The organism is Gardnerella leopoldii (assembly GCF_003293675.1).
Taxonomy (GTDB): domain Bacteria; phylum Actinomycetota; class Actinomycetes; order Actinomycetales; family Bifidobacteriaceae; genus Bifidobacterium; species Bifidobacterium leopoldii.
Window position 1 is genome coordinate 1,182,750 of sequence record NZ_CP029984.1, and the last position, 19,597, is coordinate 1,202,346.

The 19,597-nt window shown below is 44.5% G+C and carries 10 protein-coding genes and 3 rRNA genes; 1 reads left to right on the forward strand and 12 read right to left on the reverse strand.

The window, feature by feature from the left end:
• Nucleotides 1–165 precede the first annotated feature (165 nt).
• Entirely contained in the window at nucleotides 166–720 is a 555-nt protein-coding gene (locus tag DOD25_RS04735) for a cysteine hydrolase family protein (RefSeq protein WP_004106205.1), read from the reverse strand.
• A 347-nt stretch (nucleotides 721–1,067) separates the two neighbouring features.
• Here DOD25_RS04735 and DOD25_RS04740 point away from each other — a divergent pair, with 347 nt between their 5' ends.
• Nucleotides 1,068–1,628 (forward strand): hypothetical protein, encoded by a 561-nt coding sequence (locus DOD25_RS04740; protein ID WP_112928818.1) that lies wholly within the window; start codon nucleotides 1,068–1,070, stop codon nucleotides 1,626–1,628.
• A gap of 113 nt (nucleotides 1,629–1,741) precedes the next feature.
• Here DOD25_RS04740 and DOD25_RS04745 read toward each other — a convergent pair whose 3' ends face one another.
• The 11 genes from DOD25_RS04745 to DOD25_RS04795 all read right to left on the reverse strand — a co-directional run bounded on the left by DOD25_RS04745 (nucleotide 1,742) and on the right by DOD25_RS04795 (nucleotide 19,376).
• Complete coding sequence (locus tag DOD25_RS04745) at nucleotides 1,742–2,992, reverse strand: DUF6591 domain-containing protein (RefSeq protein ID WP_112928819.1); 1,251 nt, start codon at nucleotides 2,990–2,992, stop codon at nucleotides 1,742–1,744.
• A 434-nt stretch (nucleotides 2,993–3,426) separates the two neighbouring features.
• Nucleotides 3,427–3,543: ribosomal RNA gene (gene rrf, locus DOD25_RS04750) — 5S ribosomal RNA — on the reverse strand.
• 179 nt (nucleotides 3,544–3,722) lie between these two features.
• Nucleotides 3,723–6,783, reverse strand: a 23S ribosomal RNA gene (locus DOD25_RS04755).
• A gap of 374 nt (nucleotides 6,784–7,157) precedes the next feature.
• Nucleotides 7,158–8,685, reverse strand: a 16S ribosomal RNA gene (locus DOD25_RS04760).
• Together the 16S, 23S and 5S rRNA genes form the textbook arrangement of a ribosomal RNA operon.
• Before the next feature lie 192 nt (nucleotides 8,686–8,877).
• Entirely contained in the window at nucleotides 8,878–9,024 is a 147-nt protein-coding gene (locus DOD25_RS06390) for a hypothetical protein (RefSeq protein WP_162720529.1), read from the reverse strand.
• 144 nt (nucleotides 9,025–9,168) lie between these two features.
• Complete coding sequence (locus tag DOD25_RS04770) at nucleotides 9,169–9,984, reverse strand: HD domain-containing protein (RefSeq protein WP_004104700.1); 816 nt, start codon at nucleotides 9,982–9,984, stop codon at nucleotides 9,169–9,171.
• Nucleotides 9,985–10,007: 23 nt separating this feature from the next.
• Nucleotides 10,008–12,641: a KUP/HAK/KT family potassium transporter gene (locus tag DOD25_RS04775; RefSeq protein WP_012914496.1), complete on the reverse strand. Its 2,634-nt coding sequence runs from the start codon at nucleotides 12,639–12,641 to the stop codon at nucleotides 10,008–10,010.
• A gap of 164 nt (nucleotides 12,642–12,805) precedes the next feature.
• Entirely contained in the window at nucleotides 12,806–13,786 is a 981-nt protein-coding gene (locus DOD25_RS04780) for a TatD family hydrolase (protein WP_004104703.1), read from the reverse strand.
• Nucleotides 13,787–13,840: 54 nt separating this feature from the next.
• Nucleotides 13,841–15,637 (reverse strand): ABC transporter ATP-binding protein, encoded by a 1,797-nt coding sequence (locus tag DOD25_RS04785; RefSeq protein WP_101892200.1) that lies wholly within the window; start codon nucleotides 15,635–15,637, stop codon nucleotides 13,841–13,843.
• A 2-nt stretch (nucleotides 15,638–15,639) separates the two neighbouring features.
• On the reverse strand, nucleotides 15,640–17,454 hold the full coding sequence (locus tag DOD25_RS04790; protein ID WP_064340402.1) for an ABC transporter ATP-binding protein: 1,815 nt from the start codon (nucleotides 17,452–17,454) through the stop codon (nucleotides 15,640–15,642).
• Between the two features lie 179 nt (nucleotides 17,455–17,633).
• Entirely contained in the window at nucleotides 17,634–19,376 is a 1,743-nt protein-coding gene (locus DOD25_RS04795; protein WP_162720540.1) for an ABC transporter family substrate-binding protein, read from the reverse strand.
• Nucleotides 19,377–19,597 lie beyond the last annotated feature (221 nt).

Sequence of the window (19,597 nt, forward strand, 5' to 3'; positions counted from 1 at the left end):
TAATTATGGAAGATTTTTAACAACGTCTATTAATAATAATAATGATTCTCATTAATAGCAAGTCGACACTCCGAATAAACAAAAACGCTGGCAGCTTAAAGCAACCAGCGCCTATTATTCTCAATAACTATTGAATAATTATTTAAATATTTTTAGCTAAAATTCTCAGCCTTCTACAATATCCGCATTAAGGCAAGTCTTAAAGTGGCGCAAAGCCCATTCGTGACCTGCAGGATCAAAGCTTGCAACGGCATCCTTGTGAACCACAATCTTGAATCCAAGATTATACGCATCGACAGCAGTGTGAAGCACGCAAATATCCGTGCAAACTCCCACCAAATGCAGCTCTTCAATGTGACGTTCGCGAAGCTTAATCAGCAAATCCGTGCCATTAAACGACGAGTAACGAGTCTTATGAATATAATAAACATTGCTTTTATCTTTATTTGCTTCGTAAAAATCACCAAGCGCGCCATATAACTTCTGGCCGTGAGTTCCTGCGATATTGTGAGGTGGGAAAAGCTTAGTTTCAGGATGATACGGATCGTTCAAATGGTGCGTATCAATCGCAAAAACCACGAACTCACCGGCGTCAAGAAATTCCTGCGAAATCTCAGTAATACGCTTCTCGAGCTTTTGCGCAGGCTCGCCCACAGTAAGAGAGCCATCGCTTGCCACAAAATCATTCGTATAATCAATGTTAATAAGGGCTTTATTCATACCTACTCCTTGTATGAAATTTACAGAATAATCGCAAATAGCATTACTGCTAACAGCATTATTGCAAATAGCTCTACTGCAATAGCATAATCGCTTTAGTTACAATATTCCGCATTCTTAATTGCTTGATTTTATTTCAATTGATAGCCCAATTATCAACTCAATTGCTGGCCCAATTGCGATCGGCGCAATACCTCAATATTCAAAGAATACTCAAAGCTCACTTGCTTCTGCACCGACTATCATCATTTAATCACTACCTTGCGGCAAATTTTAAATCTTACTGATAAAATATTGAAACAAAAAAACAAATTAACAACTCTAAATAGTCTTATAGGTAGGAAAATATGAAAAAAATAAAAATTCACCAGATTGTTAATCTTATTTTTAGCGGCATTGCTTTAATTGGATTGCTTCTGCCATATTCTTCATCGTACGGAGAATACAGGAATTTTTTGACATCAAATCCAGACATCTTGTTTGCAAAAGAAATAGGTTTTAAAAATATTGACGCTGTCGATTTATCGATGTTAGAAAATCTTAGGTTATATTTCTGCCTTGCTAATAATTCTCATGGAAATGACTGGCTCAAGAATGAAGCAATAATAAATGTTGTTCTCATAATTGCACTAATCGCATCTATACTTCTTATACTATTGTTTACGCTTTTAAATAAGCCTGTTGCAAATATTGTATTTGCACTCATCTTGGCAGCTGCATCACTTCTTATGAATTATGACGCAGTAAGCCGTCATGCACTTCCTTCAGATAATTATACTTTTGGCTTTACATATTACCTTTATACGCCGTTAGCAGTGGTTATAATAGTTTGCTCAATAGTTGGAATTGTCATAAAAAAGAAAGAAAAGAAAGCTGCAAGACTTTCAAATTTTGCACATGCAAAATAAAAGTAAACAAAATTATGAATTATAAGCAGTTTACAAAATAATAGTAGGGGTCAGTATTTTAGAATATTGACCCCTACTATTATCGCTACATTTGCAAGCAAATATAGTTAATACTATTTAGACACAGCTATAAGTTTCTTAGAAACTCTCGCTTGAACATCAACATAATAATTAAGCTCATCAGAGTTCAAATCTTTGCTATGCCAATTGTTGAACTTTTTTACTGCATCATTATATTTATCTAAATACGCAGAGTACTCATTAAGAATAGTCTTATCAGTTGGATTTTTCTTATACTTTTTCATGAACGCAACATATTCGTCCATAACTGTTTCATAGCTATCCATTGCCGCTTTGAAATCACTACGCAATCCATTAACAAGCTTCGTGTTAGTTTTAGGTTTTTCTTCAGCTTTTGGAGCAGATTGTTTTGGAGTGCTCTTTGCAGCATCTTTCTTCGCATCAGACTTATTGGAATCACCACTATCTTTAGGATTGTTGGCTGGAGCACTGATGCCAATGCTCATAATATTATTGCCTTCGTATTTTAATGACAAATGCCAGCCTGAATTATTGTACGCATAGTACCAATCATCTCCCTTACTATAATTAACTGTAAAACCTTTATCAGAGCAAGCTTTCACATATTTCTCATAATCTTCCATACTGGTGTTGCCAATATAAACTACGAAGCTATCCTCATTTTCGTAGGAGAACTTTCCGAATATAGATTTTGGTACAGGCAATTGATTAGCTGCTTCACTCGATGGCCAAGTAATTGGAGACATTTCCATCGGCGCATTCAGCGCGATATTTAGCTTATTATTGCTTTCATAACGAAGCAATTTTAATTTATAGCCTTCACTGTTATAAGAAGAATATTCTGTAGAATCAGTTTTTGAATCTACAGTAAATCCTTTATCCTTGCAAGCTTTAATATAATCATTAAACTGTTTGGCAGAAATATTGTTTATATCAACATTCATTTCTTCAGAAGAGTTTTCAATGATTTTACCCATGTTAGATGGAGGATTTGGCAATTCTGAGCCTAAAACCATCTCATTCCAATTAATAACAACGCCGTTATCTAATTTTTTAATATTCAAGAATCCGCATATTGTAACAACAATTATTATTATGCTGACTAAATAAAACCAAAATCTTTTATAAATTGGCTTTTTCTTTTTGGCATGCATGCTGCCATAACCTGTAGCTGCTGGAACAGTGAGATTCTGTTGCGGCGGCGGAACAGGAATATTTTGCTCAAAAGTCGAAGCTGCTGTTGATTGTTCGACCTTTAATTTTGATCCGCAGTATGGGCAGAAGTCATTCCAAGACTCCATTCCGCAACTTGTACATTTCATACATCATCTCCTAACAATATTGATACGAACATATCATGAAAATGCATCTCATGCTTTGCTATAAATAATATCAAATAAATTGTTGGACTTTTAAGTATTAATGTTGTATGAGTTTTTGAGGGTTTAACGTCAACATCTGCTCCAATTATGATGTGAGTCTCTCACGTTTGGAGGGTTAACCCTCGCTCTACGCTCCATTTGCGAGACGACACTCGCACTATACGTGCTCGCTACGAAACTCGCGTTGGAAGTCCACTGGACTTCCAACTTAAGCGAGTTTCCGCTCCGAATTGCCTTCGCGCGCTAAATCGCAGCGCTCAGACAGGTCGTCGCGCCCACGTTTGAAGAATTACAGATAACAGTATACGAAAACGAAAGAACAGTATGCGAATATGAAAAAAGCGGGGAGTAAAAAACTCCCCGCTAGAAAAATAATGCGGCAGCGTGCTAGTCTCCCACACCCTATCGAGTGCAGTACCCTCGCCGTGTCAGGCCTTAGCTTCCGGGTTCGGAATGGGACCGGGCGTCTCACCTGAGCCATGACCACCGCAAAACTAGATTATACACTCAAAACCATTGAGTGGCAACACGTGGCGGTTAGGGAACCGGACATGAACGCGCGTAAAAACTCTTTTACCAACTGATCGTTAAGCAAAACATTCAGTACTCATTAACGCTAGAAGAATAATACTCATAAGGAACTCACCCTCCCCACTAGTAAAAGTGAGGAAGAATGTCACCATCGCCCGTTAGTACTAGTCAGCTCCACCCCTTACAGGGCTTCCACATCTAGCCTATCAACCACGTGTTCTACATGGGGGCTCACACACTAAAGTGCAAGGAATGCTTATCTTGGAGCAGGCTTCCCGCTTAGATGCTTTCAGCGGTTATCCCTTCCGAACGTAGCTAACCGGCAGCGCCACTGGCGTGACGACCGGCATACCAGAGGTTCGTCCACCCAGGTCCTCTCGTACTATGGGCAGGTCTCCTCAACATTCCAACGAGCGCAGAGGATAGAGACCAAACTGTCTCACGACGTTCTGAACCCAGCTCGCGTGCCGCTTTAATCGGCGAACAGCCGAACCCTTGGGACCTGCTCCAGCCCCAGGATGCGACGAGCCGACATCGAGGTGCCAAACCATCCCGTCGATATGGACTCTTGGGAATGATCAGCCTGTTATCCCCGGGGTACCTTTTATCCGTTGAGCGATGCCACGTCCGTACGCCGGCACCGGATCACTATCTCCGACTTTCGTCCCTGCTCGACCCGTCAGTCTCACAGTCAAGCCCGCTTGTGCGATTACACTCAACACCCGATTGCCAACCGGGCTGAGCGGACCATTGAGCGCCTCCGTTACTCTTTAGGAGGCAACCGCCCCAGTTAAACTACCCGCCAGGCACTGTCCCTGACACGGATAACGCGTCGAGGTTAGACGCCAGATATGGAAAGAGCGGTATTTCACCTGTCGACTCCACGCAAGCTAGCGCCCACGCTTCACAGCCTCCCGCCTATGCTACACGATCCACACCTAACGACAATACCAAGGTATAGTAAAGGTCCCGGGGTCTTTTCGTCCTTCTGCGCTTAACGAGCATCTTTACTCGTACTGCAATTTCGCCGGGCTCCTGGCCGAGACAGTGGGGAAGTCGTTACGCCATTCGTGCAGGTCGGAACTTACCCGACAAGGAATTTCGCTACCTTAGGATGGTTATAGTTACCACCGCCGTTTACCGGGGCTTAAATTCACCGCTTCACCGAAGCTAACGGATCCTCTTAACCTTCCGGCACCGGGCAGGCGTCAGAGCGTATACAGCGGCTTACGCCTTCGCACGCTCCTGTGTTTTTGGTAAACAGTCGCTACCCCCTAGCTTGTGCCACCCCCAACAGCTCAACAATGTAAAACCATATCACCATCAGGGGTCTCCCTTATGCCGAAGGCACGGGAGTAATTTGCCGAGTTCCTTGGCCAGGATTCGCCCGATCGCTTCGGTATACTCTACCAGACCACCAGTGTCGGTTTAGGGTACGAGCGGAATCACACCTCACGTTGAAGCTTTTCTTGGCAAGCAGGATCACCGGAATCAGCCTTACAGCCTACCCATCACGCCTCAGCTTAACATCCCCCGGATTTACCTAGGAGACAGCCCACACGCTTAGCCACGGAAAACCACCTCCGCAGCCGGCTACCTACCCGCGTCACTCCCACGCTAACCTACTACCGATACAGTCCCAACACAAACCCATCAACAACCCCGAAAGGCAATCAACAAGAAAATGAAGGTTAGTACTCTCAGATTCAGTTCGAACGGTGTAACACCGGTACGGGAATATCAACCCGTTCATCCATTCGACTACGCCTGTCGGCCTCGCCTTAGGACTCGACTCACCCGGGGACGACGAACGTGGCCCCGGAACCCTTAGTCATTCAGCGGACGGGATTCACACCCGTCTCTCGCTACTCATGTCTGCATTCTCACTCCTGTAAAGTCCACGACAAGTTCACACTGCCGCTTCACCCCATACAGGACGCTCTCCTACCCCGCATGAAACAAATCATGCAGCCGCGTCTTCGGTGGCGTGCTTAAGCCCCGCTACATTGTCGGCGCGGAACCACTAGACCAGTGAGCTGTTACGCACTCTTTCAAGGATGGCTGCTTCTGAGCCAACCTCCTGGCTGTCTATGCGACTCCACATCCTTTCCCACTTAGCACGCGCTTCGGGACCTTAGACGACGATCAGGGCTGTTTCCCTTTTGACGACGGAGCTTATCCCCCGCCGACTCACTGCCGTGATAAACCTAACAGGTATTCGGAGTTTGGCTGCTATTGGTACCCGGTATGGGCCCGCAAGCATCCAGTAGCTCTACCCCCTGTAAGCAATAACACGACGCTGCACCTAAATGCATTTCGGAGAGAACCAGCTATCACGGAATTTGATTGGCCTTTCACCCCTAACCCCAAGTCATCCCCCCAGTTTTCAACCTAGGTGGGTTCGGTCCTCCACACGGTCTTACCCGCGCTTCAACCTGCTCAGGGCTAGATCATCCCGCTTCGGGTCCAGGACATGCGACTCAAACGCCTTTTAAAACTCGCTTTCGCTACGGCTCCCCCACCCGGGTTAGCCTCGCCACATACCACTGACTCGCAGACTCATTTTTCGATAGGCACGCCGTCACCCCACAAAGAAGGCTCCGACGGATTGTAAGCGCACGGTTTCAGGAACTATTTCACTCCCCTCCCGGGGTGCTTTTCACCTTTCCCTCACGGTACTAGTACACTATCGGTCAGACAGGAATACTTAGGCTTACCCAACGGTCTGGGCAGATTCACGCGGGATTCCACGAGTCCCGCGCTACTTGGGAATAAACATAAAGAGACATCGCACGACAAGCTACGGGGCCATCACCCTCTACGGCTGGGAATTCAATCCCATTCACCTAGCACGACATTTTATCACTCTCCTCAACCCCGTCAGAGGCTGAACAGTCCATCCCACGACCCCGAATGCGCAACACCTGACGGCTATCACACGCACCCGGTTTAGCCTGATCCGCTTTCGCTCGCCACTACTCACGGAGTATCCTTTCCTGCAGGTACTGAGATGTTTCACTTCCCTGCGTACCCCCCACAAAAACTGTGGTGACCACTCATAACAGTGGCCGGGTCTCCCCATTCGGAAATCCTCGGATCAAAGCCCACTCGGCAGCTCCCCGAGGCATATCGCAGCCCGTCACGTCCTTCATCGGTCCTGTCTACCAAGGCATCCACCATACGCCCTTACCAGTGACAAACACTAAAGTAAGAACCCATCAGCAAAATTCTCTAGACAAAAAATCATCACACTAAACGATCACAAAACGATCAAGCGACTCCAACAAAAGGAGCCGGTTGAAATTGATAAAAGCAAAAAAATCGAAACCAAAAAAGTCTCGCATTTTACTCGCGTCCACTATCCAGTTCTCAAACCACCACAACACCACAAAACCAGCATCAACACTCAAAAAGCATCAACCTGAAATCCTGTGAGTCAAGGACCGCAACCCCAAAACAAGGGGGGTGGCAATCCGGGAACCCAAAAGCATGCCCAACAAACTCATATAAACGTTAACCACTGTTTTCCACACCAGTAACCACACTCAACCGAGCGTGCACAAAAACTCCGTAGAAAGGAGGTGATCCAGCCGCACCTTCCGGTACGGCTACCTTGTTACGACTTAGTCCCAATCACGAGCCTCACCTTAGACGGCTCCATCCCAAAAGGGTTAGGCCACCGGCTTCGGGTGCTGCCCACTTTCATGACTTGACGGGCGGTGTGTACAAGGCCCGGGAACGCATTCACCGCGACGTTGCTGATTCGCGATTACTAGCGACTCCGCCTTCACGTAGTCGAGTTGCAGACTACGATCCGAACTGAGACCGGTTTTAAGGGATCCGCTCCATGTCACCATGTCGCATCCCGTTGTACCGGCCATTGTAGCATGCGTGAAGCCCTGGACGTAAGGGGCATGATGATCTGACGTCATCCCCACCTTCCTCCGAGTTAACCCCGGCGGTCCCCCGTGAGTTCCCGGCATAACCCGCTGGCAACACAGGGCGAGGGTTGCGCTCGTTGCGGGACTTAACCCAACATCTCACGACACGAGCTGACGACGACCATGCACCACCTGTGAACCTGCCCCGAAGGGAAACCACATCTCTGCAGTCGACAGGCACATGTCAAGCCCAGGTAAGGTTCTTCGCGTTGCATCGAATTAATCCGCATGCTCCGCCGCTTGTGCGGGCCCCCGTCAATTTCTTTGAGTTTTAGCCTTGCGGCCGTACTCCCCAGGCGGGACGCTTAACGCGTTAGCTCCGACACGGAACCCGTGGAATGGGCCCCACATCCAGCGTCCACCGTTTACGGCGTGGACTACCAGGGTATCTAATCCTGTTCGCTCCCCACGCTTTCGCTTCTCAGCGTCAGTAACAGCCCAGAGACCTGCCTTCGCCATTGGTGTTCTTCCCGATATCTACACATTCCACCGTTACACCGGGAATTCCAGTCTCCCCTACTGCACTCTAGCCCGCCCGTACCCGGCGCAGACCCACCGTTAAGCGATGGGCTTTCACACCAGACGCGACGAACCGCCTACAAGCTCTTTACGCCCAATAATTCCGGATAACGCTTGCGCCCTACGTATTACCGCGGCTGCTGGCACGTAGTTAGCCGGCGCTTATTCGAAAGGTACACTCACCCAAAAGGCTTGCTCCCAATCAAAAGCGGTTTACAACCCGAAGGCCTTCATCCCGCACGCGGCGTCGCTGCGTCAGGGTTTCCCCCATTGCGCAATATTCCCCACTGCTGCCTCCCGTAGGAGTCTGGGCCGTATCTCAGTCCCAATGTGGCCGTCCGCCCTCTCAGGCCGGCTACCCGTCGAAGCCTAGGTGGGCCATTACCCCGCCTACAAGCTGATAGGACGCGACCCCATCCCATGCCACTAAACACTTTCCCAACAAGACATGCGTCAAGTTGGAGCATCCAGCATTACCACCCGTTTCCAAGAGCTATTCTGGAGCATGGGGCAGGTTGGTCACGCATTACTCACCCGTTCGCCACTCTCACCAGTCAGCAAGCTGACTAGATCCCGTTCGACTTGCATGTGTTAAGCACGCCGCCAGCGTTCATCCTGAGCCAGAATCGAACCCTCCACGAAAAACTTCAATGAAGAGCCAACAAAAGGCTCCAATATTAAAAAGAAAAAGACGAGACATTCTTTAAGGAAAGAACATCCCAACAAAAAACCTCACCACCATTTAACCATCTCTCAGGCACCCTGCAATCTGCAAGGCAGGCAATGAACTGGCAATAATTAACTAATAAGTAGTACAGACACGCTCTTGAGTTCTCAAACCACCACCACACCAGCCGGCCCATCAACCTCAACCGAGGAGAACCAGCCGCGCTGAGCAGCAAGAGATAAACTTACACCAACCCACGCTAAAACGCAAACCCACCAAAAACAAACACCCCAAAACCATTGAAAACAAGCCAAAACACCGGCGTGTCGAAAACCACGCAAAAAACACCAAAAAACATGCTATCTGATATTGAATCTATAAAAAACTTTTTAAAAAATAATAGATTTCTTAAAAAATACACAAAAATAGGATAAAAATACGCAAAAAATCAATAGCGCTCACGCATCAACACGCATATTAAAGATTTCTGCCAGGCCTGCAATATCTGGCTCACCATATTTCGTAACTAATTGCATCCACCGATTAGCATTGTCTTCACCAAATCGCGCAGCCTTGCGACGATAAGAATCAACTGTCAAAAAACGAGGAGGTATCGATTTGCTGTTATATTTATCCGCAACCATAACAATTTCTTGCTCAACTGTTTGCGGAATATAGTCTTCAGCAGGAAGAGGCAAATTTTGCGCAACAACTTGCTCTCGAGTTAAGCCAACTCCAGTATGGTTGCGCGCAAATTGCGCAGCATCCTCACTAAAACCATTATCAATTAAATATTTATATCCGCGCAAACCATGCAAAATATAATTCGGTCCATCAAAGCGTAATATGCCACCAGCGTTGCTACTGCCATCACTTTCAAGCACAAAATACGTGCCAATATCGTGCAACAATCCACCTATTAAAGCTGCGTATTCATCAATATACTGTTTTGGAGCTAAGCCATCACTAACCGCAGGTAATATTGCATAACTATCTCCGACAAGCTCCTGAAGGCAATTTTTTGCTATTTCAGCACGCTTACGTAAAGTTCCACTCATTTGAGCAGCACGATTTTCAGCGGACAAAAGCATATTGCAATGATGAGCAATTTGCCAAGCAATTGTTGAGATTACAACACAATGACCGTGAATAAGCTCATAAGCAGCAGAAGATGGTGCAGTTGCACTATGCAATTTCTCTACTTCACCAAAATCAGGTAGATTAGCGAGTTTTATCGAGTTGCAATTAAGTATGCTTTCTGCACCATTTTCCATTTTAAGGCTCTTCCTTAAGATTCTTACTTAAGATTATTTTTTGCACTCTTTTCAGTTGCTGCACTCTTTTCAGATTTCACACTATTCGCATCATTGGCACGAGCAGCATCCTCCACAGCCTGCACAACAGCATGCGTTACATTCGCTGCATCGATATTTGCCCCATCTTTATTAGGCTTCTCCACGCTAACTTTTTTTGTCTCTTTAATTGGAACTGGGCTAATTTTCCCAGTATTGGCAAGTTTTTCGTTAGCAAACATCACATTAGCAGCAGCAATATCTCGTGCGTTCATAACAGCAGTCTGCTCAGCATCAGTAGGTCTGATATCTTTCACAACGTGAATATTAGTTTCAAGCGCTGAGGCACCTTGCAAAGATTGAACTGCTCGCTGAGAACAGTCTTCACGCTTCAAACGCGGAGGTCTGCGAGTAGAAACAAACAACGGCTGCACTTCAACAACCGGATTGTAAGGAGCCAAACCAAACCATTTAACAGGCGTACCAGCAACATGTCTAATTGCATATTTCATCTTTAAAGATAACGCTCCACGCACAGAAATATTAGATTCCGGCATCAACGCTTTGTGCAACAGAACATAGCGAATTGGTCCAATATCTGGATCTGCATCAACCTTTGGATACACGGATTTTTGCTGAGGAAGTTCGCCCGTGTGCGATAAGTCATGCATAATTTGGTGAAGATACGCTGGTATAGAAGGCGACACTTTAAATCCGAGTTTAATTTTTACGCGGAATAAGTAGTCCGTACCGAAATTCTCTACACAATACTCACGAGTAAACGGAGCGTCATCTGTTTCTACAGAAACAGCCCACCAAGCTCTAGCACGCTTTGGATGGTCGGCAAAAATAGAGAAGAAGATTCCAGTATCGAGACGCTTCATTTCACGATCGGAAGTCAAATACACAATATTGTCAGCGAAATACGGAATACGGAAATCTCCGTGCAACTTATCTAGCACAGGTAGGAAATCTTTCGGTTTCATGTGCAAACGTTGCGAACGCTCAATTTTAGTTCCATCTTTCCAAGTGACCATAATGATCAAAATTGAAACACCGAGCAGCATAGTAAACCAGCCACCGTGCATGAATTTCGCCATGGAAGCCACAAAGAACATCATCTCAATCATGAGGAATACGATTGCAAATATGAAGGCACCAAATCGCTTCTTTTGATACCACATGTGCACTGTGAGCAAAATAGTCGTAGCAAGCATAGTTAGAGTTAAAGCTAAACCGTATGCGCCAGAGATATGTTCAGAATCGCGGAATACTGCAAGAACCGTAATAGTGGCAACACACAGCACAACATTCACAACTGGAATATACAGCTGTCCACGAGTTCTAGCAGGATATCGCACTTGCAAATGTGGCATCCAATTTAGGCTTGTTGCCTCAGAAACCATTGTGTATGCGCCTGTAATCAACGCTTGAGAAGCAATAATGCCAGCAGTAACCGAAAGAATAACGGCAACATATCGCACATTCGGTTCAAGCATTTGGAAGAATGGGTTCAAACCTTCTATCGACCATAATGCTTTATCGTTTTGATTTTTCAACATCCAAGCGCCTTGCCCAAAGTAATTCAGCAGCAAAGCAACTTTAATAAACGGCCAGGTTGCGTACACATTGCCTCTACCAACATGACCCATATCAGAATATAACGCTTCAGCACCGGTAGTAGAAAGGAAGATCACACCCATAACCGCTAATCCCTGCACATTATGCGTGCTAAACAGGAATTTTATGCCATGAATCGGGTTAAGTGCTTCAAAAATAGTCCAATCTTGGCCAATGTTCATGACACCAACCAGCGCAAGGAAAGCAAACCAAAGCATCACAACAATGCCAAATACTTTGCCAATTCGCTCAGTTCCGCGTTGCTGTACAGAGAAAAGTATGACGATTATAATAACCGTAATCATCATCGACAAATTCTCATTTTCTAAGAATATTGGCTTAAACACTGCAATAGTGCGCAAACCTTCAACTGCTGAAGAGATGGAAACTGCAGGAGTCAGCACAGAATCTGCCAAAAACGCGGCTCCACCAATCATTGCCGGTATCGCAAGCCATGCGCCTTTTTTACGTAGAAGCGAATATAAAGCAAAAATGCCGCCTTCGCCTTTGTTGTCTGTTCTCATTGCAACAAATACGTATTTTACGGTTGTAATTAATGTGATTGACCAGAACAGTAGCGAAAGCATTCCGTAGATAGTCGCGCGATTTATGTTTTGTAAGCCGCCTTGACCTGCTAAAAATGTTTGCGCAGTATAAAGCGGAGAAGTACCAATATCGCCATAAACAACGCCAAGAGCAACAATTGCCATTCCCAATGTAAAACGATCGGAACTGGTTTGCAATTTTGCCCACCATCTACCTAATGGACCTCGTACGGCACTAGCAACAAGCTTTTCCGCTTCTTTTACCTCTTGCGCTTGCTGCTGAGCTATTACTTTGCGCTCTTCGCGTGTTGTCGTTTTTTTTGACACCTGAGGAGCCTTAGTAAACGAGGCAGCTCGCAATATAGCATCCTTAGTACCTTTTAAGGATTTAGTGCTTTTCTCGGAATCTTTCGCGCCGTTGCGAGGATCCTTTGTACTATCGTTTGACGGTACAGCAGTGCGTGACTTAGTCATGCTTAATTGTTCCTCCATATATGAGGCTTCTTCTTGATGCCAACAAGAAGTCGCATAAACCTCACACCTCACAGTTTTATTTCCGTACTTGGATATTGTATACAACAATAGTGCATCGCGCAAAAAATATTAAAAAATCCTTGAAAATTAAGGATTTTATATTCCTAAAATTCGTAAATTTTTCGCGTATTTTCGCGTGTAACTTTCGCTGCTTGCAATAACGATATATTTAGAACTTCAGAAAGTGTTTCTAGCGTATAAGGAACCATATAAGGCGCGTTTGGCCGTCCACGATACGGCATTGGCGTTAAATAAGGCGCATCCGTTTCAACAGTTATATGGTCTTTGCCAATAATTCGCGCAGATTCGCGTAATTCATCATTGCCTTTGTAACTTATAGTTCCAGAAAAACTTGCGTACCAACCGTGCTCTTTCAATATTTCGGCTAAATCCACAGCACCAGCATAACTGTGAAATACTGTTCGCTCAGGAGCGCCATCTTTTAGTAAGACTTTCACTACGTCTTCATGCGCATCACGATCGTGAATTTGTAAAGGTAAATTCAGCTCTTTTGCGAGCGCAATATGGTCGCGGAAAGCCTCTATTTGTGCTTCTCGCGCAGGCTCTCCCGTACGAAAGTAGTCTAAACCGGTTTCACCTATTGCCACTACTTCTTTTGGATGAGCAATTACTAGCGAGCGCAAATGTTGCATAGCTTCGTCAAATGGAATATCGTGATACGGCTTGTAAACTATCGGTAGTCCGTCAGGTCCTTGAGCGCCTTTGTGACCATGTAATACTGCTTCGTTTGGATGTATTGCTATTGCTGCACGAACTGAATTTTCATGCGTTTGAGCAAACTTAATCGTCGGCTCCCAATCTGGATATTCACATCCGACTTCTAGCATGTGTGAAACGCCTGATGATTTTGCTTGAGCAACTAAATCGTCTGCAGTAGGTTCCGCTATTAAATCGCGACCTTTTTCTGCTAATTCTTGATTCAAATTATGTGCAAAATCCACAACGCTAAGCATGTGCGTGTGATCGTCTGCAATTGTTATGCCTTCTTGTAGCAGATTTTCCCATACTGCAGATTGCGCTGCTAAAGCCGGCGCCCAATTATGTTCGCGATGATGTTTACTCATATTTTTAAGTCTACTCGCAAACTCAACTGTCAATTTTTATTGAATGATAAGTATTTATAAAACTGCTTTGCGAATTGCATCATATTGCGATTTTACAAGACGATAATACGCTCCTCTTGCCTCCATAAGCTCGTTATGAGTGCCTTTTTCAACAATTTCTCCATGATCGATTACACAAATCAAATCCGCATTCTCAATCGTCGAAAGCCTATGCGCTATTACAAAAGATGTGCGATTTTTAAGTAATTGAGCTAATCCTGCCTGTAATGCTTCTTCTGTACGAGTATCAATATTACTTGTTGCCTCATCTAGAATAAGAATTCGCGGATTCGCAAGCAATACTCGCGCAAACGATATAAGCTGACGCTGACCTGCAGAAAGAGTGGCTCCGCGCTCTTCAATTTCAGTATCGTATCCGTTCGGTAATCCTTCAATAAATTCGTGAGCATGAACTGCGCGCGCTGCATTCTCAATTTCTTCATCAGTGGCATCGAGCTTCCCATAACGGATGTTCTCGCGTACGGTTCCACTGAAAATAAAGCTATCTTGTAGCATTACTCCCATTTGTTTTCTAAGAGATGCGAGCGTTACTGAACGTACATCGTACCCGTCTATAGTAATCGAGCCTTCTGAAACGTCGTAGAATCTAGAAAGAAGACTTACAAGAGTTGTTTTTCCTGCGCCAGTAGGCCCCACAAGAGCTACAGTAGTACCAGGATTAACATGCAAATCAACCAAGTTCAATATTGGCCTTCCGTCTTCTTCGTAACGGAACACAACATCGTTTACATCAATTTTGCCGCTAATTTGCGGCAATTCTTGAGCCTCCGGCTTGTCTACAATATTTGGCTTAATTCTTAGAGTTTCAAAAATTCGCTCCAAATATACTGAGCATGTTACGAGCTGCGTGTAAAAATTACCAATATTTACTACTGGATCCCAGAAAGTAGTCGAGTACCAAACGAATGCTATAAGCGTTCCCGTGCTCACGTTCATTGCACCTAAGTTTGCTATGCCAGCGTAATACAAAAGCGCTATTGCTGCAGTCTCAATAATTGAAGCACCAGGCCAAAGTAACATTTGCACTCTAACGTTTCGCATCCAAGCACTTCTTACTTCTGCTTGTTGCTCTTGAAAAGTAGTGTATGCCATAGCTTCTCGCGCAAAAGTTTGCGTTGTTTTTACTCCTGCGATTGATTCGTGCAAATACGCATTTAAATTACTTTGTTTATTTGATAACTTTTTAGACGCTTTTCTTTGCAAAATTTGTAAAGTTCGCGTCCAAATTATAAATATTGGGAATAGCGCCAAGCTCCACAAAGCCATTCGCCAATCTATAACAAACATTGTTATTAATGTAATAATAAGCACAAAAACGTCAGAAAATACGTTAATTAAACCGGATGAAAGCGTGTCAGAAAGCGTATTGATGTAGTTTACAATGCGAATCAGAATTTTCCCATGCGGACGCGAATCAAAATAATCAAAAGACAGTGATTGCACATGCGTAAAAATATCGCGACGCATGTCTTTGATTATCATCTGGCCGATGCGTGTAATCGCTAAAGTTCTGTATGCTAAACCGAGTTCATACAATATAATGAGCACTGCAAATACTGCAATAATTGTATATAAATAATTGACGTTTTTCTGAGGCAATACAACGTCGATTAGCGTTTTTGTAATCATTGGCATCGCTGTCATAATTATGCTGCCGCTAATAACTACCATAATTACGAATAGAAGTTTAGTAGCATACGGCTTCATATATTTTCTAACGCGCATAAGCTCGTGCACATTTATGTGTTCTTCTTGAGCTTCGTCTTCACGATAAGTATTACGTTGTGCCATTTCTACTCCCCCTTCGTTTCGAATCCTGCAGACCTGCCAGTTTTAAAGCCAAGTTGCTTTCTATAGATCTCCCAATACCTCCCGTGCGCCGCAACAAGCTGAGCATGCGTGCCACGTTCAACAATTTTCCCGTGATCTAGCACAACAATCATGTCTGCATCTTTAACGGATGAAATTCTGTGCGCAATAGTGATTATTGTGCGCGTGCCATCAAGCTTTTTCAGCTCCTGCTGAATATGCTCTTCCGTTTCCATATCTACAGCAGAAGTTGTATCGTCCATAATCAAGATTGCAGGATTATTTGCCAACGCTCTAGCTAAGCTCAAACGCTGCTTTTGCCCACCAGAAAGACCTACCCCGCGCTCGCCTACTACTGTTTCATAACCTTCTGGCATATCCATAATAAAATCGTCTGCTGCAGCAATTGTTGCCATCGTGCGAATGGTATTATCTAATTCCTTACAATTTTCTTTAGTTTGAGGTAATCCAAAACTAATATTTCCTGCAATAGTGTCCGAAAATAGGAATGTTTCCTGCGCAACTATGCTAACTTGGTTACGAACAGTTTCTAACGGCCATTCGCGCACGTCTTTTCCGTCAATTAAAACACGACCACGCGTAGGATCATAGAATCTTGCTATAAGACTTACGAGAGTTGATTTGCCGGAACCAGTTTCACCAAGAATACCCAGTTTGCTTCCAGCAGGAATGTCTAAATCAATATCTTTTAAGATTGGAGAGTCTTGATCGTCTGGGAATGAAAAATCAACATGCTCAAAAGTAATTTTACCTCTAATTTTAACGGTTTCGTCCGATTCTTTTGGATGTCTAATATGCGATTCTTGCGTAAGAAGTTTGCGAATATTCACGCATCCTGCGTTAAAACGCTGCCAATCATTAATAAGCCAGCCCACCATTCGTACAGGCATGTGTAGCATCCAAAGGAAGCTGTTAAAAGTGACGAATGTACCTAAAGTCATGTTGCCATTCAAAACAAGCCATCCGCCGAAACCAACTGTTATAAGCTCAAGCACAAAACCCATGCCATCAAGCCAAGGCATGTATTTTTGAGTATTTTTTGCAAGCGTAATATTGCGATTAAAGTAGTCTTCGTTGCACTTATCGAATTTCTTAGTTTCGTAATCCTCACGCACAAAAGCTTTTACTACGCGATTCCCTTCGATATTTTCTTCCACCATTGAATTCATGCGCGCAAAGGATTCACGAATTGCAAGGAATTTCGGTCTAGCTTTTTTGCCCATAATTTTTGCGAGCAGAAACAAAAATGGCGTAATTGACATAAGCGCTAAAGCGAGCTTCCACTGAATTGAAAACATTATAACCAGCGCTAACACGAACATTACTACACAATCTAACGCCATATACGAAACCCAACTTAAAATATGGCGAATCGCGTCAGTATCCGATGTCATACGACTCATAATGTCGCCTGTGCGAGTGTGATTAAAGTACGTAAAATCGAGAGAATGAAGTTTTTCGTACTCGTCGCTCACCAGGCGATACACGGCATTTTGACCAAACTTTTCCATTAAAAGCTGGTAAATATACCTTGAGCCAACGCGAACAATCATCATTGCTACCATCAAAACGCATACGCTTATAAGCAAATTATGCTGTTTGCCAATAATGATTTTGTCTACAATAAAGCCCGAAAGCAACGGCATTGCCATTGCCATCGTGTCATTGATAATAAATAGAAAAATAGCAAGCCAAACTTTCCACATATCCGGCTTACAGTATTGCAATACCCAGCGCACGTTACTCGCATCTTTGCATTTATTTGGATTCACATACATGCGCCAGCTTCTCCTTTGTTTCCGATTTTGCTTTTTGAGACTTAATTTTAAATTAATACTATTTTCTCACATTAGCATACACAAAAAGATGTGGCGTGTAGCCAAAAGACTACACGCCACATGCTATAAGTTAAGCAATCAGCTTAGTAAACTTGCGCGAATTATCGCTACAAATTTACTTACTTCTGCCAGCCCATATCCTCTGGGTAGGTGGTTGCGTAACCAGCAGGGCCGTTGTTAGCAAAGCCCTTCTTGAACACCTGGTAAATAGGAGGAGCAGAAACTGGAAGAGTTCCGTAGAGTGCGAGAGCTGCAGACTCTGCCTTGTTTGCATAATCAGTCTGTTCTTTGTAATCGTAGGTCTTGCCAATCTTGTTGAGCATAGCATCAATCTTCTTATTGCCAACGAGACCGAGGTTGGAATCGCTATCAGACTTGTAAACCTGGCTTGCTGCAGACAAGAAGCTCAATGGAGATTGGGACTGCCATGCCAATGGAAGCACCTGGTACTCGTGCGAAGCAACAACCTCGGAGAACTTAGCAACAGCATGGTTCACAGTCTTGCACTTAATTCCAGCCTTCTTCATCATGGCCTGGAATGCGTTAGCAAGAGCTGCCTGAGTAGAATCATCGCCGAAGAAGGTGAAGGAAATTTCAAGAGTCTTTCCGCCCTTCTCATAGTAACCATCCTTGCCCATCTTGTAGCCAGCAGCTTCAAGGGTCTTCTTAGCGTTTTCGGTGTTGTACTTGCCGTCAGCAGGAAGATTGTTCTTGTAGCCAGCCTGGAACATGGAGAGAAGCTCAGAACCTGGCTGCTCGCTCTTCCAGTTCATGCCCTGGAACTGAATCTTGTTGTAGGTAGCAACGTCGAATGCCTGAACAACAGCCTTACGAACTGCAAGCTCGTTAAGTGGCTTGGACTTAGCGTTGAAGTTAAGCACGCGAACCTTGGTGCTGTAGCCGTAACGCAGCTGAGCGCCCTTAACGCTACGAGCAGACTTGATTGCGTCCTTAGCAGAAATGCTATCGGTTACAGCATCGATTTCACCGTTCTGGAAAGCGTTCAAAGCTGCAGTATCTTCCATACGCTTTACAACAACCTTATCGAGCTTTGCCTTCTTACCCCACCACTTTGGATTGCGGGTGAAAACAACCTGATTTTCGGTTGCGGACTCAATCTGGAATGGACCTGCACCCCACTCATTGTGAGGATTGTTCACCCAACCCTGGTTGAAGGTCTTAACGTCACCGGCCTTTGGATGAACCAGTGGAGCGAAAAGCACTTCCCATGTTGCGCATGGCTTCTCATAAGTCACTACAACCTGCTTTGGAGTGGAACCTTGTTCAACACTCTTGATGCAGTCATAGCCTTCAGTACTTGGGACGGAGTATTCCTTATTCTTGCCGCTCAAAGCCTGCCAAGTAGCCTTAAATGCGGTGTAATCAATATCAGTGCCGTCGTTCCACTTGGCCTTTGGGTTCAAGTTGTACTGAACAACAAGTGGCTTATCGCTAACCTTCTTAACGGAAGTGATGTAGTCAGGGTTGTACTTAAGCTTCTCACCCTTAACGGTGTCATAAGCCATAAGATTTGGCTGGTAGAAGCCCCACAAAGTAGCCATGTAACCAGAGTTACCGTCGTTAGAAGCGTAATTCCAGTTTGGGCCGAGAACAGGAAGAGCAACGGTGTAAGTGCCGCCGTCCTTAACGTTGTCACGTGACTGTGGATTATCGTAACGCTTGTTGACATCTGGCATTGGAAGTTCGCCAGTGTAAGAAGTGTCAACACCAGCAGCTGGCTCTTCAGTCATACCTGCTTTACCAGCATTGTTAGTAGCACCGCCGCAAGCGCCGAGCAGCATTGCAACAGAAAGTGCAGCTGCGGCAAATACAGTCAGTTTACCTGCATTTGTATTTTTCATGATTCCTCTCATTCCCCGGATGATGTCCGTCTTCCGGTATGTTGTATGAGTATATACAACTCTATGACATTCGACAAATCGTTTTCACAAAATATTGATTTTTTTCTTTTCAACTTTATGAAAATTAGTCAAAAAAGAATAATTTATTATCTATAATGAGCAAAACAGAAAATTTTTTAGTTTATTTTGGATAAAAAACAAAATATATTACGTTTTTTAAA

What these genes read in the sequence shown, in the direction of transcription:
- DOD25_RS04735 (WP_004106205.1), bottom strand. Translation starts at nt 720, where the DNA reads ATGAATAAAGCCCTTATTAACATTGATTATACGAATGATTTTGTGGCA.
- DOD25_RS04740 (WP_112928818.1), top strand. Translation starts at nt 1,068, where the DNA reads ATGAAAAAAATAAAAATTCACCAGATTGTTAATCTTATTTTTAGCGGC.
- DOD25_RS04745 (WP_112928819.1), bottom strand. Translation starts at nt 2,992, where the DNA reads ATGAAATGTACAAGTTGCGGAATGGAGTCTTGGAATGACTTCTGCCCA.
- DOD25_RS04770 (WP_004104700.1), bottom strand. Translation starts at nt 9,984, where the DNA reads ATGGAAAATGGTGCAGAAAGCATACTTAATTGCAACTCGATAAAACTC.
- DOD25_RS04775 (WP_012914496.1), bottom strand. Translation starts at nt 12,641, where the DNA reads ATGACTAAGTCACGCACTGCTGTACCGTCAAACGATAGTACAAAGGAT.
- DOD25_RS04780 (WP_004104703.1), bottom strand. Translation starts at nt 13,786, where the DNA reads ATGAGTAAACATCATCGCGAACATAATTGGGCGCCGGCTTTAGCAGCG.
- DOD25_RS04785 (WP_101892200.1), bottom strand. Translation starts at nt 15,637, where the DNA reads ATGGCACAACGTAATACTTATCGTGAAGACGAAGCTCAAGAAGAACAC.
- DOD25_RS04790 (WP_064340402.1), bottom strand. Translation starts at nt 17,454, where the DNA reads ATGTATGTGAATCCAAATAAATGCAAAGATGCGAGTAACGTGCGCTGG.
- DOD25_RS04795 (WP_162720540.1), bottom strand. Translation starts at nt 19,376, where the DNA reads ATGAAAAATACAAATGCAGGTAAACTGACTGTATTTGCCGCAGCTGCA.